At 32.9% G+C, this 22268-nt stretch carries 31 protein-coding genes; 20 read left to right on the top strand and 11 right to left on the bottom strand.

The features are described from left to right. Positions 1 to 111: 111 nt before the first annotated feature. The 6 genes from DL91_RS14390 to DL91_RS07110 all read left to right on the top strand — a co-directional run bounded on the left by DL91_RS14390 (position 112) and on the right by DL91_RS07110 (position 5260). Positions 112 to 234, top strand: a complete 123-nt coding sequence (locus DL91_RS14390) for a hypothetical protein (RefSeq protein ID WP_255343932.1) — start codon at positions 112 to 114, stop codon at positions 232 to 234. A gap of 30 nt (positions 235 to 264) precedes the next feature. Beyond that, positions 265 to 1263 (top strand): hypothetical protein, encoded by a 999-nt coding sequence (locus DL91_RS07130; RefSeq protein ID WP_048190862.1) that lies wholly within the window; start codon positions 265 to 267, stop codon positions 1261 to 1263. A gap of 218 nt (positions 1264 to 1481) precedes the next feature. Further along, positions 1482 to 2195 carry a (5-formylfuran-3-yl)methyl phosphate synthase gene (locus tag DL91_RS07125; protein WP_048190861.1) on the top strand — a complete coding sequence of 238 codons (714 nt, stop codon included), beginning with the start codon at positions 1482 to 1484 and terminating at the stop codon, positions 2193 to 2195. A 144-nt stretch (positions 2196 to 2339) separates the two neighbouring features. Beyond that, complete coding sequence (gene guaB / locus DL91_RS07120) at positions 2340 to 3827, top strand: IMP dehydrogenase (protein ID WP_048190860.1); 1488 nt, start codon at positions 2340 to 2342, stop codon at positions 3825 to 3827. An 89-nt stretch (positions 3828 to 3916) separates the two neighbouring features. Beyond that, a complete protein-coding gene (locus DL91_RS07115) occupies positions 3917 to 4522 on the top strand; it encodes a molybdenum cofactor guanylyltransferase (RefSeq protein WP_048190859.1) in 606 nt (201 codons plus the stop codon). A gap of 87 nt (positions 4523 to 4609) precedes the next feature. Next, the gene (locus DL91_RS07110) at positions 4610 to 5260 is read left to right on the top strand and encodes a thymidylate synthase (RefSeq protein WP_048190858.1); all 651 of its coding nucleotides are present in this window, start codon (positions 4610 to 4612) and stop codon (positions 5258 to 5260) included. Positions 5261 to 5409: 149 nt separating this feature from the next. Here DL91_RS07110 and DL91_RS07105 read toward each other — a convergent pair whose 3' ends face one another. The 8 genes from DL91_RS07105 to DL91_RS07070 all read right to left on the bottom strand — a co-directional run bounded on the left by DL91_RS07105 (position 5410) and on the right by DL91_RS07070 (position 10959). After that, the gene (locus DL91_RS07105; RefSeq protein ID WP_048190857.1) at positions 5410 to 5646 is read right to left on the bottom strand and encodes a pseudomurein-binding protein; all 237 of its coding nucleotides are present in this window, start codon (positions 5644 to 5646) and stop codon (positions 5410 to 5412) included. A gap of 131 nt (positions 5647 to 5777) precedes the next feature. Next, positions 5778 to 6551, bottom strand: a complete 774-nt coding sequence (locus DL91_RS07100; RefSeq protein WP_048190856.1) for a hypothetical protein — start codon at positions 6549 to 6551, stop codon at positions 5778 to 5780. 91 nt (positions 6552 to 6642) lie between these two features. After that, positions 6643 to 7206: a precorrin-6Y C5,15-methyltransferase (decarboxylating) subunit CbiT gene (gene cbiT / locus DL91_RS07095; RefSeq protein WP_048190855.1), complete on the bottom strand. Its 564-nt coding sequence runs from the start codon at positions 7204 to 7206 to the stop codon at positions 6643 to 6645. After that, entirely contained in the window at positions 7207 to 7764 is a 558-nt protein-coding gene (locus DL91_RS07090; RefSeq protein ID WP_048190854.1) for a UbiX family flavin prenyltransferase, read from the bottom strand. Positions 7765 to 7846: 82 nt separating this feature from the next. Further along, the gene (locus DL91_RS07085) at positions 7847 to 9004 is read right to left on the bottom strand and encodes an HD domain-containing protein (protein ID WP_048190853.1); all 1158 of its coding nucleotides are present in this window, start codon (positions 9002 to 9004) and stop codon (positions 7847 to 7849) included. Next, the gene (locus DL91_RS07080; protein ID WP_048190852.1) at positions 9005 to 9442 is read right to left on the bottom strand and encodes a molybdenum cofactor biosynthesis protein MoaE; all 438 of its coding nucleotides are present in this window, start codon (positions 9440 to 9442) and stop codon (positions 9005 to 9007) included. A 65-nt stretch (positions 9443 to 9507) separates the two neighbouring features. Then, positions 9508 to 10029: a nicotinamide-nucleotide adenylyltransferase gene (locus DL91_RS07075; protein WP_048190851.1), complete on the bottom strand. Its 522-nt coding sequence runs from the start codon at positions 10027 to 10029 to the stop codon at positions 9508 to 9510. A gap of 162 nt (positions 10030 to 10191) precedes the next feature. Next, positions 10192 to 10959, bottom strand: a complete 768-nt coding sequence (locus DL91_RS07070; RefSeq protein ID WP_048190850.1) for a V4R domain-containing protein — start codon at positions 10957 to 10959, stop codon at positions 10192 to 10194. A 166-nt stretch (positions 10960 to 11125) separates the two neighbouring features. Between DL91_RS07070 and hcp the strand changes: the two genes are divergently transcribed. Further along, complete coding sequence (hcp, locus tag DL91_RS07065) at positions 11126 to 12430, top strand: hydroxylamine reductase (protein WP_048190849.1); 1305 nt, start codon at positions 11126 to 11128, stop codon at positions 12428 to 12430. Between the two features lie 108 nt (positions 12431 to 12538). Here the strand turns inward: hcp and DL91_RS07060 are convergent, their stop codons facing one another. Together DL91_RS07060 and DL91_RS07055 are read right to left on the bottom strand one after the other, a co-directional pair. Beyond that, positions 12539 to 12907 (bottom strand): hypothetical protein, encoded by a 369-nt coding sequence (locus tag DL91_RS07060; protein ID WP_048190848.1) that lies wholly within the window; start codon positions 12905 to 12907, stop codon positions 12539 to 12541. A gap of 59 nt (positions 12908 to 12966) precedes the next feature. Continuing rightward, entirely contained in the window at positions 12967 to 13176 is a 210-nt protein-coding gene (locus DL91_RS07055; protein WP_048190847.1) for a hypothetical protein, read from the bottom strand. 255 nt (positions 13177 to 13431) lie between these two features. On the opposite strand from DL91_RS07055, the gene DL91_RS07050 reads away from it, so the two are divergent. The 11 genes from DL91_RS07050 (at position 13432) to DL91_RS07005 (ending at position 19845) form a co-directional block, all read left to right on the top strand. Further along, positions 13432 to 15165 carry an ATP-binding cassette domain-containing protein gene (locus tag DL91_RS07050; protein WP_048190846.1) on the top strand — a complete coding sequence of 578 codons (1734 nt, stop codon included), beginning with the start codon at positions 13432 to 13434 and terminating at the stop codon, positions 15163 to 15165. After that, complete coding sequence (locus tag DL91_RS07045) at positions 15166 to 15552, top strand: flavin reductase family protein (RefSeq protein WP_231551427.1); 387 nt, start codon at positions 15166 to 15168, stop codon at positions 15550 to 15552. It begins immediately after the preceding gene. After that, a complete protein-coding gene (locus tag DL91_RS14220; protein WP_231551426.1) occupies positions 15540 to 15713 on the top strand; it encodes a hypothetical protein in 174 nt (57 codons plus the stop codon). The genes DL91_RS07045 and DL91_RS14220 overlap by 13 nt, the downstream gene beginning before the upstream one ends. A 105-nt stretch (positions 15714 to 15818) precedes the next feature. After that, positions 15819 to 16220 (top strand): universal stress protein, encoded by a 402-nt coding sequence (locus DL91_RS07040; protein WP_048190845.1) that lies wholly within the window; start codon positions 15819 to 15821, stop codon positions 16218 to 16220. Positions 16221 to 16300: 80 nt separating this feature from the next. Further along, positions 16301 to 16606 (top strand): hypothetical protein, encoded by a 306-nt coding sequence (locus DL91_RS07035; protein WP_048190844.1) that lies wholly within the window; start codon positions 16301 to 16303, stop codon positions 16604 to 16606. A gap of 107 nt (positions 16607 to 16713) precedes the next feature. After that, positions 16714 to 17151: a pyrimidine dimer DNA glycosylase/endonuclease V gene (locus tag DL91_RS07030; RefSeq protein ID WP_048190843.1), complete on the top strand. Its 438-nt coding sequence runs from the start codon at positions 16714 to 16716 to the stop codon at positions 17149 to 17151. 152 nt (positions 17152 to 17303) lie between these two features. Beyond that, positions 17304 to 17462 (top strand): rubredoxin, encoded by a 159-nt coding sequence (locus DL91_RS07025; RefSeq protein ID WP_048190842.1) that lies wholly within the window; start codon positions 17304 to 17306, stop codon positions 17460 to 17462. Between the two features lie 74 nt (positions 17463 to 17536). Further along, on the top strand, positions 17537 to 17698 hold the full coding sequence (gene rd, locus DL91_RS07020; RefSeq protein WP_048190841.1) for a rubredoxin: 162 nt from the start codon (positions 17537 to 17539) through the stop codon (positions 17696 to 17698). A gap of 53 nt (positions 17699 to 17751) precedes the next feature. Next, positions 17752 to 18270 (top strand): ferritin, encoded by a 519-nt coding sequence (locus DL91_RS07015; protein WP_369792070.1) that lies wholly within the window; start codon positions 17752 to 17754, stop codon positions 18268 to 18270. Between the two features lie 215 nt (positions 18271 to 18485). Then, entirely contained in the window at positions 18486 to 19172 is a 687-nt protein-coding gene (locus DL91_RS07010) for a peroxiredoxin (RefSeq protein ID WP_048190839.1), read from the top strand. Between the two features lie 55 nt (positions 19173 to 19227). Continuing rightward, positions 19228 to 19845 (top strand): superoxide dismutase, encoded by a 618-nt coding sequence (locus tag DL91_RS07005; protein ID WP_048190838.1) that lies wholly within the window; start codon positions 19228 to 19230, stop codon positions 19843 to 19845. Positions 19846 to 19933: 88 nt separating this feature from the next. Here DL91_RS07005 and DL91_RS07000 read toward each other — a convergent pair whose 3' ends face one another. Further along, positions 19934 to 20101: a rubredoxin gene (locus tag DL91_RS07000; RefSeq protein ID WP_048190837.1), complete on the bottom strand. Its 168-nt coding sequence runs from the start codon at positions 20099 to 20101 to the stop codon at positions 19934 to 19936. A gap of 318 nt (positions 20102 to 20419) precedes the next feature. Here DL91_RS07000 and DL91_RS06995 point away from each other — a divergent pair, with 318 nt between their 5' ends. After that, on the top strand, positions 20420 to 21718 hold the full coding sequence (locus DL91_RS06995) for a phenylacetate--CoA ligase family protein (RefSeq protein ID WP_048190836.1): 1299 nt from the start codon (positions 20420 to 20422) through the stop codon (positions 21716 to 21718). A gap of 75 nt (positions 21719 to 21793) precedes the next feature. Beyond that, a complete protein-coding gene (locus DL91_RS06990; RefSeq protein WP_048190835.1) occupies positions 21794 to 22225 on the top strand; it encodes an ACT domain-containing protein in 432 nt (143 codons plus the stop codon). Positions 22226 to 22268: the final 43 nt, after the last annotated feature.

Below are 22268 nucleotides of genomic sequence, written 5' to 3'. Positions count from 1 at the left end.
GTACAATAATTATTTACTGTACGAGTAAATTGTTAAACTTTTTTACTCCAATATTTAATCAATTCAATAAAAATGTTATAATAAAAAAAAAATTTAAACGAGAAAAATATCATGATGCGGTATGGTCGACATTTACAACCTTTAAATGCAGAGATAAAGTATGTAAAAACTGTTTATGGTGGTAATGCCAATAAAGTGAAGAGTATACAGCGTAAATTATCCAAAAATAAGTAGAATATTTTTTTTTATCATATTGAAGTTATCATGTTAATTAAAGAACAGAATTGTTGGTACTTCGAGGATAGTATAAATCCCACAAAGGGCAGACTAGTTCGTGAAATAATGGATCTGTATACAGATCAACAGTTCATTCAGATACATCTTAAAAATTTCTTGAAACTTAACATTAAAAGAAGAGATTTGAATACACGGTTATTTTTTATGGCATCTGTACCTGATAAACCCCATAAACACGATTATGTAATTTTTAATGTTAACCTGGGGGATCTTAAGAGTTATCCTAAATCTATTGATTATTCAGAAAATCATTTGAGACATGTAAAACTTGAGATTGAGTATCTGGATCCAAAACCGGGATTTGAAAAGAAAGATTATACCTTTGGCCAAAATCCAACAGGATACACATCCACATCACGTGTTGATGGTCCAAATCAGCATGAATACTCCATAACTCTCCCTAAGGGTATGAAACTGGATAAAAACCATAACAATCCAAAACTTTACTTTGATATTCATGGAGATGTTGGAGAACTTTTATTAAATATTCAGTACATTGAAAAGAACAATGGAAACCAAATCAACCATCTATTAATAGATGAAGACGACTATGAAAAAAATTATAATATTATTAGGAACCCTGATGTTGAGTTTTTCCTTCACTACAGTGTTTCAAACAAACTTAAATACATAGTATTTTTCCCAATTTTTGCTGTTTTTATGTTGGTTTTTGTATTAATACTCTTTTTGCCCCTTTTAAAACAGTTTTTAGGCGGAAGTTTACCATTAAATTTTACACTTGTTGATTTCTTTAATATTTTAATACCTCAAACAATTGTTCTTTTCCCTTACACATACTACTATGTTGATTCAAGACGTCGAAATTTCGAAATACCCTATAACAAAGTTACAGAATATTCAATATTAGCTGCATTATCAATTTTACTCGTTAATATCATCCTATTATCCTCTAATTATATTAAACCATTTGATATAATACAGTTCATAGTAAATAATATCTTCTAAAGGATTTTACGGATTACAAAATGAATATCAATAGAATATTTTTTTCTTAAGAATAATTTTCATTTTGTTAAAGTTGGTCTGAAGTTCTAGATATCTTGGTGGGGGAACATCTTTATATGCCAACTGCTAATAATCTTAATAATCAAATAATTTTGATGGGACTCATAAGATTTAAGTATGAAAATGGGTTTATTATTGAAAAGTAGGAGGTATAAAATTTGCTTCTCTTAATTAGTCCAATTAACACTGAAGAGGCACTCGAAGCTATAGAAGGTGGTGCCGATATAATAGATGTCAAAAATCCCAAGGAGGGATCTCTGGGTGCAAACTTCCCATGGGTAATCAAAGATATTAGGAAAATGACTCCTGAGGGAATGCATGTAAGTGCAACTTTAGGTGATGTACCTTACAAACCCGGTACAGTATCTTTAGCAGCAACTGGGGCTGTGGTTTCTGGAGCAGATTATATAAAAGTTGGGCTTTATGGAACTCAAAATTATGATGAAGCTTTGGAAGTAATGGAAAATGTTGTTAAATCTGTGAAAGCATATGATAAAGATGCCCTTGTTGTTGCATCCGGATATGCCGATGCACACAGGGTAGGTGCTGTAGATCCAATGGAAATACCTCGAGTGGCTGCAGATTCAGGAGCAGATCTAGCAATGGTAGACACTGCTGTGAAAGATGGTAAAACACTTTTTGATTTTATGGATAAGGTTAAACTTCAGGAATTCAACAACATGATTCATGATTACGGGATTAAATCAGCCCTTGCAGGTTCTGTTAAGAAAGATCAACTCCAATTACTATATGAAATTGGTTGTGATGTTGTTGGTATTAGAGGAGCAGCTTGTACCGGTGGAGATAGAAATAATGGAACTATACACCGCACTGCTGTACACGAATTAAAAAATATGATAGAAAACTTTTAAAGTGTTAAAATCCAATATTAAAGAAATTTAAAAAAGATTTTTTTAGGAATTATTAAGAATCCTAAAAAATTCTGGGTTTAAAGATCCTTTTGATCAAACCCTAATTCTTATTTGAACAACCTTTTGAGGGTTGGAGGTATTTATATGTTCTCTGAAAAACTAAATAATGCACCAATGGGGTATACATTCGATGATTTTTTAATGTTACCATCTGTATCGTCTGTTGAACCGAAGGATGTTAAAACTACGACCCAAATTTCAAGAAATTATAGAATAAACATTCCAATAATAAGTTCAGCAATGGACACTGTAACAGAGGCTGAAATGGCAATAGCACTGGCACAGGAAGGAGGTCTAGGTATAATACACCGAAACATGACCATTAATGAGCAAATTAATGAGATTAAGAAAGTAAAAAGATCTGGAGACCTTACAATAAGGGATGTTATAACTATAAGTCCCGAAGCTTCAATAAAAGAAGCACAAGAAATTATGGATGAGGAAGAGATAAGCGGACTTCCTGTTGTAGAAGAAGGCATTGTAGTTGGTATAATAAGTAGAAGAGATGTTAAACCTATTATAAATTCTGATCCACAAGGTAAAGTTTCGGATATAATGACAGAAGATGTGGTTACAGTTTCAGAATCCACAACACCAGAAGAGGCCCTTGATATTGCCTACGAAAACAAAGTTGAAAGACTTCCAGTTGTTGATGATGGAGTAATAGTTGGTATACTTACAATGAGGGATATTCTGGAACGTAAAAATTTCCCAAATGCTTCACGTGATGGTAAAGGTAGATTTTTGGTAGCAGCTGCCACAGGTCCATTTGATCTTGAACGTGCAATGGCTCTTGATGATGCAGGAGCAGATATAATTGCAATAGATTGTGCACATGCCCATAAACCAAGTATTATAAACTTTGCCAAAACAATGAAAGACAATATTGATGCAGACCTGATTATGGGTAACATAGCAACAAGTCAAGCAGCTGAAGACCTTTTGGCAGCAGAAGTTGATGGTCTAAAAGTGGGTATTGGACCAGGATCCATATGTACAACCAGGATTATAGCAGGAGTTGGAGTTCCCCAGTTAACAGCCATATCTAGTGTAGCAGATGTTGCAAAGGAATATGATATTCCGGTAATTGCTGATGGTGGTATAAGATACTCTGGAGATGTTGCTAAAGCACTTGCAGTAGGTGCAGATGCAGTTATGCTCGGAAGTTTACTTGCAGGAACTCATGAATCACCAGGTGATGTTGTTATAATGAATGGTAGAAAATTCAAACAATACAGGGGAATGGGTTCATTAGGAGCAATGACAGGTGGTGTTGGTGCAGGAACAGACCGTTACTTCCAGGAAGTTAAAGGCCCAATGAAACATGCAAAACTTGTTCCTGAAGGAGTAGAAGGAGTAGTGCCTTATAAAGGTCCTGCAAATGAAATACTTTTCCAGTTAATAGGAGGAATTAAAGCTTCATTTGGCTACTGTGGTGCAATAGATATTAAAGATATGCAGAAAAAGGCGAAGTTTGTTAGGATAACATCAAGCGGTATGACAGAAAGTCATCCACATGACCTAACCATTACCAATGAAAGTCCTAACTATCCAACAACAAGATTAATGTAGGAAAAAGACTTCTTATTTTTTTAGTCTAAAAACTCCCACTAATCACATTATACTTAATTTTAATATATATTGTCTCGATGATGAGTGTTATGAAGTCATTTATAATATTGTGTGGGGGAATGAGCACAAGAATGGGTCAAGATAAAGGTTCGATGAATCTTTATGGAAAACCAATGATCATCCATGTGTTAGAAACAATTGCAAAAATAGCAGATGAAATTGTACTTGTTTTACGTGATGAAAATCAAGTTGATGTCTACAGAAATCTTTTAAAAGAATTGAAAAATAATAGATCTACTTTTAAAATCTGTACAGATATTGTAAAGGATCAAGGACCACTTGAAGGTATTTTAACTGGTCTAATGAATACTGTTTCAGATAAATCTATGGTAATTCCATGTGATTCCCCATTTATATCTGAATCATTCATAATTAAAATGTTTGAACTATCAGAAGATACGAATTTTGATGCATTTGTTCCAACATGGTCTGATGGTAAATTAGAACCATTACATTCTATTTATAAAAAAGATCTGAAATCAACCATCAAAAAACTTCTAGATGAAGATGTTAAAGATGTTAAAAGTTTATTATCTAAATCAAATGTCAAATATATTGATGTTCAATTTTTAGATATCAGTGGTAAAAGTTTTTTAAATATAAACAAAATGAAAGATATTACAAAATTCGATTAACCATAAAAAATTAATATTGATACAAATAAAAGTAGTAACAACTCAAACATATTTATACAAATAAACTACATTACCGGAGATTATATTATGTACACATTAGAAACTGATCTGGCTCATTATGCATGGAAATCTATTTTAAAACAGATTATGGAATATGGTGAAGATGTGGAAGATGAAAGGAATCTACACACCAAAGAACTTTTAAATGTGATTGTAACTATTCTAGATCCTATAACTTCAGAACCTCCTGAAGGATATTTTTCTTCCACTGAAAGGTATAAAAAAATAGAAAAACAGTTATTAGAAACTGAAAATCATGTTGATGGTATTAATTATGGTAAAAGGATAAGGGAACACTTTGGATTTAAATTGGGTAGTGATATCTATAGCGTGAAAATAGATCAAGTAGAATCCGTTGTAAACAGACTTAGAAAATGTGAAACAAGTCGTAGAGCAACGATAACAGTATTTGATCCCTCAATTGATCAGTATATGGAGGATATACCCAGTATGATAATGGTTGACTTTAAAATTCGTAAAAACCGACTGTATACCACTGCAGTTTGGAGAAGTCATGATATTTATGGGAGTTGGATCCAAAATTTCTATGGTGTTAAAGGACTATCTAAATATATTGCAGATTATTTAAATATTAAATTGGGACCAATTACAGTACATTCAATAAGTGCCCATATATACAAAACAAAATATAATGATGTTGAAAATCTTTTTATCTAAAAATATACGTAAACAAGAGGTTATACAAATTTTTTTATATTATCAATGTTTTCAAAGATGAAAATAAGCTCATAATTTTACAGCAATAAAAATAGAAGTGTTAAATAGAGTTTTATACTGAATAGGGAATAATGTTCTTTTTGGGTGGATTAGAATTTCATTATGTTACAATTCATATCCGTTGTCTTTCCAATTTCCACAATTTCAGGGTTACGGCCCATTTCAAGCAGAAACTTATTTGCAGTTTCTATCATGTCGACGTATACACTTTTAGTGATTTTACATCCGTCAACAATTGTATAGGCTGGCATTTCTCCGTTCAACTTTTTGAACTCGATTACTTTTGCAACCATTTGTCTGTATTGTTTGAGAGTTAACCTCTCCATTAAATCAACCACATTTAGTTTTTTTATAGTATAGTTTTGAACACTTAAATATTTTGCGAATAAAAGTACACTATTAGCACTATTTTGTTTATTTTCCTTTTTATTTAGTTTTAGTCATTGATCCTAATGATTCATGGATCCTTTAATTCAACTCTTGCTTCTTGATCAAATGGGTTTGTTCTCATTGCAAGGGAAAAGAGGTAGGGATAATTTTTCATCAAGTATTCCATATACTCCACCCACTCATATATCATAATGTTATATGCTCTTTCTGTATCCAATTTGAGATGTTGATAATCTGCATTGGACAGATTAGATATATCTTTCCTTTTTTCGAGTTCCTCTGTAAGGTGGAAAACAGCCCTTAATAGGTCTGTGAATGTTTCATGTTCAAGGAGGTTAGGATTTTCAAGTAATGCTAATAAAAATTTATGTTTTCCCTTAAGAAATTCCTTTGTTTCAATTAAAAATTGAAGTGAATCATTGTTAGTTCCATCGATATCAAGGAAATAATTACTGTTTGTTATATCCTTTTTAACATTGATAAAATCTTCATCAACCCAATTTTCATTAATAATTAATGTTTTATTAGTTTTTCGAGATTTTGAATCGAATTTAGATATTTCTGTTAAAAGTTCTGTTCCTACTTCGCTGAAAAATGTGCCTATAACCATGTTGAGTTTTTCAAGCATTATACTTTTTTCACGTCGGCTGATTACAGATTCTATAACCAGAACAACCAGAAGAACTTCAAGAGGCACAAATGCCATATCTATACTTAGGTAGAACCATACCTTTTCTGCGTCATGAAAAAGTGTGAAGTTTAAAAAGTATAGTATTGCCGAAAGTATAACTAGAAGTATTCCAATCCGTACTTTCCAATCAATATGTTTCAACATATTCATTTTTATCATTTCCAAAATTTTTTATAAATATAATATTACAGATTTTTCATAAGAATCAATTAAATATAGTTGATCTGGAAATTCTAAATTTTTAACTTTTATGAGCAGAAACAATGGTCACAGGGTTATTTGCTAACATCATGGTTCCCCTTTCCGTTAATTTACCCTTTGAAATAGAAACATTAACAACATCAGGAGTCATACCTAGCATTTCAATGGTTTTAACAGCTTCTAAACAGGTTTCAAGGAGTATTGATGTTACAAGAATTCTTCCACCAACATTAAGTTTTTTATATCCCTTCTCCAATATATGTTGAAGTTTACCTCCACTTCCACCTATCATGAGAATGTCGAAATTTTCTAGTTTTTTCAGTAGATACAAACCATCTCCTTCCTTAACCACCACATTTCCTGCAACTCCATGTCTTTTAATATTTTCAACAGTTGTTTCAATGGCTAGGGAGTTCTGATCAATTGCATAGACCATTTTTGCCCTTTTTGCAAATTCAACTGTAAGACCTCCGGTTCCGCAGCCAATATCCACAACAATATCATCACAGGACACCTCTGATTTGCACATAACAATGCATCTTATTTCTTCTTTAGTTGGACCAGGCACATTGATGTTTTTGATAAAATCTTCGTCCCTGATCATTTAAATTTCTCCAGTCCATCTTTCGAATAAATTATTCTCTATACCGAGAACATCTAATATTTTGCCTGCAATAAAGTCTACTAATTCTTCGATACTTTGAGGGGTATGGTAAAATCCTGGCATTGCAGGTAGAATTATTCCACCTTCATTACTAACCTTTAGCATGTTCTCAAGATGTACAGATCTAAGCGGTGTTTCTCTTGGTACAATTACAAGTTTTCTACGCTCTTTGAGGGTAACATCCGCAGCTCTTGTTACTGCATTATTAGCATACCCATTTGCAATTGCAGAAAGTGTTTTCATTGTACATGGAACAATCACCATAGAATCGAACTGGAAGGATCCACTGTTAATAGATGATGTAAGGTCATCGGGATAATAATATTCTGTAGCAAGTTTTTTTATTCCATCTTCCTTAATTCCAAGCTCGTATTCAAGGATAATTTTTGCAGGATCAGATACAACTACGGCAGTATCTTTTCCAATATCTTTTAAAACTTCAAGAAGTCTCTTACCATAAACCACACCGCTTGCACCTGTAATTGCTACAACTATCATTTTTGTCACGTTTTTATTCAGATTAATAGACTATTAATTGATTAATCAGTAGTTTTTCAATATTTACTATTAAGTTAATAAATTATTTTGGAATTTCAATATAATCTTGAAACTGGAAATCCTTTATATTTGAATTTTCTTCTGGTAGATAAACACAGAGATCTGCATGATTGAACCTTGCATCTCTTAATGTACTAACTATGGTTGATATTTCACTTAAATTTATTAAGTCTCCATTGGAGGATACCTGTGTTTTCATTTCATCAAAGGAAGGATAATCAGGAACATCCACTATAACGTACTCCTCAGGAATATTAAGCTCTTCTGATATTTCCATTTCAAATGATTTAATTTTATCGGGTTTAATTTTAAAAACTGCATTAGGATTTTCTAATTCATCAAGTTTAAGGGAATATACGCTCTTGAAAAGTTTTCTATTATCCAGTCTATGCATCATATCCCCTATAAATCCCTTTTGATATCTTGCTTTAATTATGATATCTAGATCATCGTATTTGTAAATATTTTCAGGGTTTATGTGTCCTTCTGTAAATAAGTGGTTGATACATCTTCTAAACATTGAATTTATTATTCTGGTTGTATGGTGTTGATAAACACTTGGATACATAAAGTATCGTGCAAGCAGCATGGATTCGGCTGCTTGAACACCTTTGGACTTAAGTATTAAATTATCTTCAAGTTTCATATTATAAATAAGCCTTTCGACATCTATAACTCCGTATGCAACGCCAGTATAATATGAGTCTCTTAAAAGGTAGTCCATTCTATCAACATCGAGATCTCCAGATATTATTTGTCCTAGTCTACCTTCACCACTTATTAATTTAATTATTTCTTTTGGATCAAATTTTTCTTCAAGGATATCCGATAGATGTGATTCCATTATAAGTTTTGAGGTCAATTCTTCGTGTGATTTTTCCAGAACTGATTCAGATACATGTGAAAATGGTCCATGGCCTGCATCGTGTAGCAATGCACATACACGTAGCATTTCCTTTTGATCATTTGATAGATCCAAGTTATGGGTCAGTTTGGAAGCTAAGTACATTGCACCAATTGAATGTTCGAATCTTGTATGATTTGCACCGGGATAAACAAGATATGTAAAACCAAGCTGTTTAATCCGCCTTAACCTTTGAATTTGTGGTGTATCAATTAATTTGACTTCAAATTCATTTAGCTGCAGATTCCCATGTAGGCTGTCCCTTATAAATTTCACTTAACCACCCGACATTATTATATTGGTACCATCTTCTGTATGTTCTTCCTTTTTAAAATCAAGTTCGTATTTAACACGTTCTATAACATCATTTAAAGCAGCTTTTGTTTCCTGCCGATGTGCTCCGGCAACAACTGCAAGAAATAAAGGATCACCGGGTATGAATTGTCCAATGTAGTGAACAACTGCTATTTCAACAACGCCATGTTTTTCTTTGATCTGCTCAACTATTTCTTGAAGTTCATTTTGGGTTTCCTCAAGATTTGGAGTTGTGAGATCCATTTTTATAGTATTCTTTTCAATGTCCTTTCCCCTTACAATTCCTTCAAATGAAAATATGGCTCCACATTCAATAATTCTAGGATTTTCTTTTACACTGTCTATCAAATCATTGATTTGGATTGTTTCTACTCTTTTTTTTATAATTTTAACCGTCATTTTTTCACATCACCTATGACATGGATATTATTAATTTAGAAATTATTAATATTTTTCATATAAATTCATTCATTCACTTCTTTACGAGATAGATCATGTAACCTTGCAACACCTTCTATTTCGTTTATAACATCAACAACTGATTTTGGAACCAGAGATTGCCAATCTTCACTTTCTAGCATCCTTCTTCTAACTTCGGTACCAGAATAAACTTTCCTGTTGAATAATGGTGGAACTTTAACAGGATGTCCATCCTCTTCAAATAACCTATGGACAAGCGAGTTTCCAGAGTAAACAGTGGTGAATGGGGGTGTAAGCATCTTAACATGTGCAACCCAGATCGAATTGCATGCAACATCCTGTATCGGTATGATATAATATTTTGAGGCAGGGATACCATTTTCTGTAAGGGCCTTGGTAAGCATCATTACCCTTTCACCTGCAGTGAAGGGATCTTTAATTGTATGGCTTAATTGAGCACTTCCTATTCCAATAATAACTTCGTTAACATCATCAAGTATCCTTTTTATTACTTCTAGATGTCCATCATGAACTGGTTGCATTCTACCAACTAATAAACCCCTCATAACTATCACCATTTTTCCAATATTCAATTAATAACCTGAACTATTATTACAGATTATATTGACTTTAATATGGTTATATCTCTCAAAATAAATATCTTTTATTATTTCAAAGAATTATTAATTCAATTCACTAAATTATACTGACACAATAAAATTTTAAAACTACCATTCTTTATTTTTAATGGTGAAAGAACATTTGTTATCACCAAGTGCATAGCATTTTGTTTCATTAACAACTTGTTCATCATTGAAATGAGCGGAAAAAACTGCTTTTAATATCCCTGAATCAAATGCACAAGCAGGTCTTCCTATTGGTGGTAGACTTTTGCATTCAAAACAATCTGTAACATTAATTGTAAGGGGTTCAAGTTTCAAAACTTCCACATGCCCTAGATTATGGCTTTCCCAGAACATTGCAATGTTCTCTGCTAGTTTGTTTATATCCGGGTTTTTAACCTTTTCGTAAAGTGTTTCTCCAACTTTAACACCTGCTTCGTAGAGTATAGGGTCTATGTCTATTCCCTGTCGTATAAGAGAAACACGTATTGTATGGAATATAAGCCTGAAAAATTCGTACGGATCTCCTTCCCCTTCAATATAACTAGAAACATACTTGCCAATATCTTCTTTAACATCTTTTTTACCCGATAATTTGCCCAGATACTCTGATTTAATAAAAAATATCTTTTTACGGGCATCTGATGGGTTTGTTTTTGAACCAATAATCCCTTCGTCTACCATTCTTTTAAGATGAACAGATACAGTTGATTTTGCCTTTCCAGAAAGTTCAACCAGCTGATCAAAACTGAGTTCCCCTTTCCTTAACATAGATAATATTCTCACTCTTACTGGGCTGTTAATTGCATAAATTCCCTCAGATGTAGAGAACAGCTCTATATACATTTCTTTGAAAGGTTCTTTTTTAACCATTTAATCACTTCAATACATTCAATATTCCATTATATTCTGTTTTATCACTGCAAATACTATGAACACCGTAACTTATATATACTCTTGTTCGTATATAAAAGAACATTCGTCTATGAACGAACATTGACAATCGTTATCAGCGAAAAAAATTGTGGAGGAGAAATTTATGCCAGAAAAATTGGATATGTTCTGTTACCAGTGTTCTCAAACAGCATTTGAAACTGGATGTACTGTTAAAGGGGTTTGCGGGAAAGAAGCAACGGTTGCAAGACTTCAAGACAACTTATTATTCTCAATGAAAGGAATATCAGCATACCTTTATCATTCTAGAGAATTAGGATACACAGACCCTGAAGTGGATGCATTTCTTGAAAAGGGATTCTATTCGACCTTAACTAATGTGAATTTTGATGCAGGAGAGTTTGTTAAACTAGCAACAGAATCTGGAATGATGAATATTAAGGCAATGCAGCTATTAAAAAAAGCCCATATAGAAACTTATGGGGAACCAACACCAACAGAAGTCAAAGTGGGCTCTGTAAAAGGTAAAGGGATTATAGCCACAGGTCATAGTATGAAAGCATTAGAAGAACTATTGAAACAAACAGAGGGAACTGGAATCAATGTATACACCCATTCTGAACTTTTACCTGCACATGGATATCCTGGACTCAGAAAGTACAAACATTTGGTAGGACAGATAGGCGGTCCTTGGTTTGACCAGAAGAAAACATTCTCAAAATATCCTGCAGCAATAGTTGGAACATCAAACTGTGTTCTCCTACCTAAAGATGAGTACAAAGAAAGAATGTTCACAGTTGGAGTTGCACAGTTACCAGGAGTTAAACATATAGAAGATTACGACTTCTCACCTGTAATTGAAATAGCAAAATCACTACCAGATCTAGAAGATGAACCACGTGACAAAGTCTTAACAACAGGATTTGGAGCTTCAACCATACTATCACTTGCAGGCAAGATCAAAGAGCTTGTAGAAGCAGGTAAGATTAAACACTTCTTTGTTGTTGGTGGATGTGATTCACCTAAACCACAGGCAACATACTATACCGAATTTGTTAAGAACCTTCCCGAAGACACAATCGTATTAACATTGGCATGTGGAAAGTACAGATTCAATGACATGGAATTAGGGGATATTGAAGGTGTACCTAGATTAATAGATCTAGGACAGTGTAACGATGCCATAGTTGGAATAGATGTGGTTGTTGCTTTATCAGAACTCTTTGGAATGGAGATTAATGACCTACCATTGACTTTTGTTTTAAGTTGGATGGAACAGAAAGCAGCAGCAATACTTTGGAGCCTCCTAGCATTAGATATCAAAAACATGTACCTGGGACCAATAATACCAGGATGGGTTAACGAAGATATTTTAAATGTCTTGGTAGAAAATTATGGATTAACACCTATAGGCGACCCTAAAGAAGATATAAAAAAGATGTTAGGTTAAAATAAGAATTAACCTTTTTATTTTTTTTTAAATAAATTAATTTGGGATTACTGAATTTGTATTCATGATTCTTGAGGGATATATTTTTTTTTAAATTTCATTAGTTTTCTAAACTTTTTTTATCAGCATGTTTATGGCTAAAAATCCAACCCAGGCAATAGACGCGAAAACAGCAGCCCATTCGAAACCTGGAACTGGATTTGTTTGTTGAAAATTAGCCAACAAATTATTTCCCTTTGATATAAACTGGAATATGATGTCAATTATAATGGGTATAATCCCATAATAAGCAATTAAACGTATGAATTTTGGATGGTTAAAGAGCGCGACACTTAGAAGTATAATTATAATAAAGAGTGAACTAAAAACACCCGCTGCTGCTAGCAAATGTTGTTGTAAATGTGTTTCTGGAAATATACCCACCATTATTAATGATACAGATGCATAGATTCCAAGTAACATTCCAAGAATTAACAATATTTTACTCAATTTTTTAATTGGCTTCTATTCATAGAGACCTGCAAAAAATGGAATCATTATAATTCCCGATAAAAACAGCCTAAGTTAAAAAAAATAGAACCTGAAGGATTTAAATAAATATTACCTAAATTGCTGAGCCAGGCATACAATGGGTTGTAAGGTGTAGGATAGAGTACAAGTGATGTAAATGTGAAAACTGTGAATACAATAACTGCCATAAGTCCAGTAATTGAACTTACTGAATAATTTCTGATACGGAATTTCATGTTAACCACTCGCAAATTCGATTTTATTTTATGTTTGTTTATTTAACGAACTATAATCTTAATAAATTACTCTCAATTATCCATTAATCAACATATGTACATTATTCAAGTTCTTTACATTAGTTGGAACTTAAATTTTACTAGATTTATAGATAACTTATTATTGATCTGAATACAAAGGTGCACTTATAAAAAGTAAAACAAAAAAAATTAATATAATTCTCATTTAAGGGTATACTATAACGGTGATAGTCAATGATTAGTGTTAAAAATGTTTCTAAGACTTATAAAATTGAAGATGGTGCAGAGATTAAGGCTTTGGATAATATATCAATTGACGTTAAAAAAGGAGAAATACTTGGAATTATCGGTGTTAGTGGATCCGGGAAAAGTACACTTCTAAGAATTTTAAGGGGTGTTGAGTCTTTTGATTCTGGTGAAATAGATTTGGATGATTTCCATGTTAAATTCGATTCAACTCCATACTACTCCAGAAAGCTCAAAGATGCAACTGCAATACACCTCCAAAGATCATTTGGATTATGGGCTGAAACTGCTTTACAAAATGTTGTAAGAAAATTAAACGGAGTTAAATATGGTGATGAAGGATTAACCAATTTTGATTTCGCATACGACGAATTTGGAGAAGAAGCAAGGGAAATACTCAGGATTGTAGGTCTTGAGCACAAGATTGATCACTTCGCACCAGTTCTAAGTGGTGGAGAGAAACAAAGGCTTATAATGGCAAGACAACTTGCAAAGAAGCCTAAAGTATTGTTATTAGATGAACCAGCCACGATGTCATGTCCTAAAACGAAACAGGATATACTAAACGCTATAAAAACTATAAATGAAGAGCTGGGTGTAACTGTTGTTATTGTTTCACATCTTCCTGAAGTACATCTTTACCTTTCGGATCGTCTTATCTTTATGGAGACGGGTAAAGTAATTGGAGAAGGAACTCCTGAAACCATAATTCCTAAATTTATAATGGAAATGGAAGAACCAGAAACTCCAAGGGATCCAGATACAATAGGAGAATCCATAATTAAGGTTAAAGATATCAAGAAAAAATTTGTACTCTTAAAGGGAGGAAATGTCCTGGAAATGGAAAATATTAATTTTGATGTTAAAAAAGGCGAAATAATTTCTTTAATTGGACAAAGTGGAGCTGGAAAAACTGTTTTACTCAGGATAATGGCAGGATTAGATGTTCCTGATGGTGGGGATGTTAAATTCAAACTCAACCATGATTGGGTTGATATGCAGGAACCCGGTATTGTACGAATGAATGTAAGGCGTAAAATAGGATTCATGCATCAGGAATTTTCACTTGTACACCATGCAACAATAAAAGACCAGATAGCTGGAAGATTAGGTGTTAAAGGTGAAAATGTTATTGCACATGCAAAAAAGGTTGCAAATGAATTGGGGATAAGTGAAGTTGTGCTTGATTTACTTTACCAGTTAACAGATCTGCCTGAATCCGAGGCAAAAAGCAAACTTGAGAAGGTGGGTTTAACACATGATATCCTTGAAAAACTTTTCCCAAGTTTTCCTGAAACAGAAATTCAAAAGTATGCCGAACCAGTTTTCAAGGCACTTGATCTACCAATGGAAATACTTGAAAGACGTTCCTATGAACTTTCTGGTGGCCAGAAGGTCAGAGCTACATTGGCATTGATCTTAACTTCTAAACCCGAAGTTCTGATACTTGATGAACCCTTTGGAGACCTTGATCCTATTACATTACGAATTGTTTCAAACTCTCTTAAAAGGATTAACAAAGAATTTGACACAACAATACTTATGGTAAGCCATCATGTGGATTTCGTTGAAGAGGTTTCCACCAGAGCAATTCTTATGGATGATGGAGAACTTTTAGCTGATGGAGAACCACACGAATTATGTGAAGAATTTATTAAAATGTGTAATGCAGATTATCTCATAGGTTTTGAAGAACTAAGAAAACAACTTGCAGGTATTTAAATGAAATTCCAGCAAACAGGTCCAGAAAATGCATATAGGTTGTTAGCACCCCGACCAACAATAATAGTCACAACCAAAAGCAAAAATGGAAATGTTAATGCTGCACCATTTTCTTTTACAATGCCTGTTTCCATTAACCCACCACTTTTAGCCTTTGCATCTGTGCCCACACATCACACTTTTAAAAATATAGAAGAAACAAAAGAATTCGTTGTTAACATACCCAATGAAGATATTCTGGACAAACTATGGATAACCGGTGAAAAATTTCCAGAAGATATAAATGAGATAGAAAAGGCAGGTTTAACACAGATCAAATCATCTAAAGTATCTCCCCCTAAGATTGGTGAATGTGTGGCGCAATGGAATGTAAAATGTATTGGATAAAGGATTCAGGAGATCATAAACTAGTTGTAGGCGAAGTTGTTGATGCGGATGCATCCACAAATGCCATTAAAGAAGGACTTCTTGACGTTGAAAATATCAAACCCATACTTCATCTTGGTGGAGTTAACTTTGTTGTTGGAGACCATCTAAGGCAGGTTTAAGTAATAAAGATTTTTTATGGTTTAACGATCAGGTATAAGATTAATATTGAACATAAAAAATATTATTCTAATAATTTTATGAATATCAACGAGGAGGGATGGATTTTGTTTGAGAGGATAATGGTTCCAACGGACGGTTCAGATTTTGCTGCAAGATCAGAGGATATTGCAATTGAAATAGCAAAGAAATTCAATTCAACAATTGTGGCAGTCCATATTATAGATGATAAACTAATTTACCCCTTTGAAGTTCTTGAAGACGAGGGAAAATCTATACTGAAAAAGGTTAAGGAAAAGGCTGAAAAAGAGAAAGTAACTATTCAAGATGTTCTAATAGTTGGCAGTCCAACCCATGATATGGCAAAAATAGTTAAAAAAACAGAGACAGATCTTGTTGTTATTGCTACACATGGAAAAACCGGTCTTGTAAAACTAATTTTGGGAAGTGTGGCTGAAAGCGCCTTGAAAAGTGTAAATAAACCAGTACTTCTGGTTAAAAAAGAGTAATAATTTATTCAATTTACTTAGAAGAAATATTTAAATCAATTTATTGTATTTATAAAAATTAAAAATTAGGAGTGTAAAATATGGAAATAATAACAATGATCAAAGGAAAAATAGATGAAACTGTATCACAGGATTTTGAAGATGCTTACGCTGCAATAAAAGAAGAAGGAATAACTGATGGATTAGTAGCTTCATATCTATTGAAAGATTTGGTTGTGCCTGATTTATATAAAATTGAAAGTGTATGGGTAAATGAAGATATCCTAAAAAATATGATGGACAACGATGAAACATCTACAGAAGTGAAGTTATTTGAAAAATTTGGTGTTGATCCAACAGTTGAGGTTTATGAAGTAAGAGATAGCTTCTCCCAGTTTGAAGAATAAATAATTTTGATTTTCCTATATTTTTTTTAAATAAATTTATTTCAATTATTCAGATGTATAATAATATCATCAGATGAGTCTTTTTATAATATGTTCATGGTGGTTTAATGAGGTTATGGAGCATTCATCCTAAATATCTGGATTCAAAGGGACTGGTTGCACTTTGGAGGGAAGGACTTCTTGCAAGAGCTGTTCTTCAAGAAGAAACTAAGGGTTATAAAAACCATCCCCAGCTTATTAGATTTAAAAATCATGAAAATCCTCTGGCTGCTATTAACACCTACCTCTTGAATGTATACAGAGAATCAGAGAGAAGATCTTATAATTTTAACAGAAACAAAATAGGCCTTGAATTCACTGAAGTAAGGATTAATGTGACACAGGGACAAATCATTTATGAACTCAAACATCTCAAATCTAAACTAAAAACAAGAGACCCAATTAAATACAGTGAAATTGAAAAATTGACCATACCAGATATTAACCCGATTTTTCATATTGTTGTTGGCGATATTGAAACTTGGGAAGTAGTAAAAAATTATTAATCGGAAATTAATGAATTTCTAAATGTTTCTTTTTTAATGTTTATCTGAATATTTTATATTCAAACAAAAAAATTCTTATTCTAATACAACCAAATAAATATTAATAACTGAAATCGATTTTTGTACATTTCATATAAAAGAGGTGCCATTACATGAAGAAATACAAATGCAAGGTATGTGGTTATGTATATGACCCTGAGGCCGGTGAGCCCAGAAAGGATACGGCTCCAGGAACACCATTTGATGATCTAAAAAATAACTGGCGTTGTCCTCAATGTGGTGCAGGATTAAACAGGTTCATTCCTAAATAGATTAGTAAAGCATATTAATATTAGAAATAAGTAAAAAAATATTAATTTATAAAAAAAATTCGAGGAGATGTAATATGAAGAAATTTCTTTGTACAGCATGTGGATACATATATGATCCTGAAGTAGGAGACCCTGATGCAGGAATAGACCCTGGAACATCTTTTGAAGATCTGCCTGATGATTGGGTATGCCCTCTTTGCGGAGTGGGTAAGGAGTTGTTTGAGGAAACAGATTAATCTAAATTTTTTTCTTACATTTTTTTTTAAAAGTTCTCTAAAAGGAGGGAAAAATAATGGATGAAAAAATGATTAATGCTTTAAACAGCCAATTAAATGCAGAGATGTACTCATCATATCTTTATCTTTCAATGGGAAGCTATTTTGAATCTGAAGATATGAGTGGATTTGCAAATTGGATGAGAGTACAGGCACAGGAAGAATTAGTACATGCAATGAAGATATATGATTTTATAATTCAGAGAGGTGATAGGGTAACACTCACAAGGATAGATTCACCTCCAACAGAGTGGAAATCTGCACTTGATGTATTTGAACATGTTTATGCCCATGAACAAAAGGTCACGGAATTAATAAACCAGCTTGTTAATCTTGCAATTTCTCTTGGAGACCATGCAACAAACAACTTCTTACAGTGGTTTGTTTCAGAACAAGTTGAAGAAGAAGAATCATCAAGTGGTGTTCTTAAAAAGGTTAAAATGGCCAATGAATCACTAAGTGCACTTTTAATGTTAGACAGTGAATTAGCTCAACGAGTTTTTAATCCTCCAACCACACCAACCAACGTCTAATCTACATATTTTTTTCATTTTTTTTTAGTTCAAAATTACAAATTATTTTTTTTTTATAATTACCTCTAAATAAAACTATTATTATTTCCATTGTAAACTTATTTAAAAAAGTTTTTAAAAGAATTAACCATCTATTTTCATTTTCCGAAATTTTTAAATAAAAATATGAACATAATACTGTGTACTACATTTATTAAAAAATGGTGGTGTAATTAATGGGCGAAAAGGTTTATATGGTTAAGAAAATGAAAAAAGAAGGATGTGGAATACCATTAATAGGTGATGAATTCCCTAAAATGAAAGTTCAAACCACAAAAGGGATGATTAAACTTCCCAAAGCATTTAAAGAAAAATGGTTTATTCTTTTCAGCCATCCTGCCGATTTTACACCTGTCTGTACAACAGAATTTTTTGCTTTCCAAGCTAGATATCAACAATTCAAGGATCTAAACTGTGAACTCATTGGCTTGAGTGTTGACCAAATATTTTCACATCTTAAATGGATTGAATGGATAAAAGATAACCTTGACATTGAAATAGAGTTCCCTGTAATTGCAGACACTGGTGAAATAGCAAAAACTCTTGGGTTGATCCATCCTGCAAAGGCATCCAATACTGTTAGGGCGGTTTTTATAATTGATCCAACTGGAATAATAAGGGCAATACTTTATTATCCACAGGAACTTGGCCGTAATATAGATGAAATCCTCAGAATGATCGAAGGATTCAACCAGATAGAGAAAAAACAGGTAGCAATACCTGCAAATTGGCCAAATAATGAAATAATAGGTAAAGGACTTATAATTCCACCAATACCCGATATTGAGGAGGGTAAAAAACGTTCAGATAAATATAAATGTTTGGATTGGTGGTTATGTTACAGAAATTACTATAAATGGTAATTAATTTGTTTTCAGGATAAATTTTATTGAATATATAATATAAGGAGGAGAAAGTATGGAAACAAAATATTATGAATTACCTGACCTACCATATGGATACAAGGATCTTGAACCATACATATCAGAGGAACAATTGAAATTGCACCATGATAAACATCACCAAGCATATGTAGATGGTGCTAATGCAATCTTGAAAAAATTCGATTCAAGAAAAACTGCAGAATTTGACATTAAAGCTGTTGCAAAGGAATTAACCTTTCATGTAGGCGGTTTTATTCTTCATAACTACTTCTGGCAGAATATGGGTCCTGCAAATAAATGTGGAGGAGAACCAACAGGAACCATTGCAGAATATATAAAAAAAGATTTCGGAACTTTTGAAAGATTTAAAAAAGAATTCACACAGGCCGCTGCAGGTGTGGAAGGTTCTGGCTGGGCTGTAGTTACTCTATGCAGGAAAACTAATAGAATATTCATAATGCAGGTAGAGAAGCACAACGTAAATATAATTCCAGGATTTAGAATTATGTTTGTCCTTGATATGTGGGAACATGCATACTACCTTGATTACAAGAACAAACGACCAGATTATATTGAAGCATTCTGGAATCTTGTTAACTGGGATGAAGTAAACAGAAAAACAGATATATGGTTGAATTCACCACAACCATAACTTAAATTTTTTAATTCATTTTTTTTTAAATAATCAAAATTCTTACAAAAAAAAATTAAAATTTAATTAAAAAAAAGTTTTTTTTCAATTAAGGTCTTTTGGTAATTCTAAACCTTCTTTTTGCTGTACCGCAAGATGGACAGAACCACATATCAGGCAGATCTTCAAATGCAGTGCCGGGATCCGTTTTGTTTCTTGGTTCGCCCCTTTCTGGATCGTATATATAACCACATATTCCACATCTATATTTATCCATAACAAAATCCTCCTTAATCTACAAATTCAACATCAATTTGGAATTAAGATATATTAGGAATTCAAATTCTATTACAATAATATGATGTTTAATTCATAAAAAATTTTCTCATAAATCTATTAATGTTAAATGTTGGAGATTTAACTTGGTTTTAATAGAAATATAACTAAAACATGGTTAAAATGATTTTTAACTCTATAAATTAAATTGTTATTAATTAGATAGGAGTCCCACATCACAATCTTTAATTAGTTCCATTATTAAACTAAATTTGAAGTTAATTTTATTTGTTTATGATCAAATTGGTGGGATGATATAATGATCTGGAATAAAGAGGCGGAATGTATGTCTGCAGATGAAACTGAAGAACTGCAGATTCAAAGATTACAGGCAGTTGTAAAACGGGCCTATGAAAACGTTCCTTATTATAATAAACGTTTTAATGATTTAAAAATTGAACCTGAAGATATTGAGACACTTGCTGATATTGAAAAACTTCCTTTCACAAGTAAAACCGATCTAAGAGATGCATATCCATTTGGAATGTTTGCTGTTCCAACAGATGAAATAATTGAGGTCCATACAACATCGGGAACAACAGGAAAACCAACTGTATCGGGTTACACAGAATTCGATATTGATCTATGGGGAGAAGTTATGGCAAGGGCCTTGACAATGACTGGGGTTCGGAAAAATGATAGGATACAGAATAGTTATGGTTACGGGCTTTTTACAGGAGGAATGGGTGTTCACTATGGTGGACACAAGATAGGGGCAACTGTTATACCAATATCTGCTGGAAACACCATGAGACAACTTGAAATCATGCAAGACTTCGATACAACAGTGCTCACATGCACCCCATCCTATGGTTTGTATCTTGCAGAGGTAGCTGAAAATGAGGGTATAGATACTGAAAAACTCAAACTCAAAGCAGGTTGCTTTGGTGCAGAGATGTGGACCGAAGAAATGAGGGAAAAACTTGAAAAAAGGTTGAATATTTCTGCTCAGAATATTTACGGTTTAACAGAAATAATAGGTCCTGGAGTTGCAATGGAATGTCCAGTAAAAACAGGTCTACATATTTTTGAAGATCATTTCTATCCTGAAATAATTGATTCACAAACAATGAAACAATTACCAACTGGTGAAACTGGTGAACTAGTTCTAACAACCTTGACAAGGGAAGGAATGCCGGTAATAAGATTCCGTACAAGGGATATAACTGCTCTTAATAAGGGGATATGTGAATGTGGTAGGACACAGGTTAAAATGGACCGTATCACCGGTAGAAGTGATGATATGCTCAAAATTAGAGGGGTTATTGTTTTCCCATCACAGATTGAGAAGGCACTTCTAAAAATTGAGGGACTTGAACCACAGTACCAGATCATTGTTACAAGACCACATCATCTTGATGAGATTGAAGTACAGGTTGAAACATCACCTGCACTATTTTCAGATGAAGTAAAACATGTTGAAGAGATAAAAAAGAATATTGAAAGTAAGATCCACAATGAAATAGGATTACGCGTTAACATATCTCTCGTTGAACCAAAAAGTCTCCCAAGAAGCGAAGGAAAAGCGGTTAGAGTTATTGACAAAAGGAATTTCTAGAAATATCCGTTATAAATGAATATGAAATAAGATGCTCAAGTAATTTTATCTAAAATATAAAAAGAGGGAAATGGTATGAAGTTAAAACAAATATCTATATTTCTTGAAAATCGAAAAGGTCGATTATTGAAAGCTTTAAATATACTTTCAATGGCTAAAATAAATATTAGGGCTCTTTCAATCGCTGATACTTCTGAATTTGGTATTTTGAGGATGATAGTACCTGAACCTGAAAGGGCTAAGGAAATACTTGAGGAGGCTAATTTTGTTGTTAAGGTGAACGATGTCATAGCCGTTGGGGTATCAGATGAACCAGGTGGACTTGAAAGTATACTTGAAGCATTAAACAAGTCAAATATTAATATTGAATATTTATATGCATTTGTTGAGAAAAAAAGAGATAATGCAATTGTGGTAATCCGAACAGAAAATATTGACGATGGTATAAAAGCATTGGAAAATGGAGGTATTACTGTTCTTTCATCAAAAGAGGTTTACACTATATAAACCCCTTAAATTACCCTTCTTTATCCAAATATCCTTTATATAC

Source organism: Methanobacterium sp. SMA-27 (assembly GCF_000744455.1).
Lineage (GTDB): Archaea > Methanobacteriota > Methanobacteria > Methanobacteriales > Methanobacteriaceae > Methanobacterium_B.
Note: the sequence above shows the minus strand (reverse complement) of the source record. Positions and strands in the feature narration are given on the sequence as shown.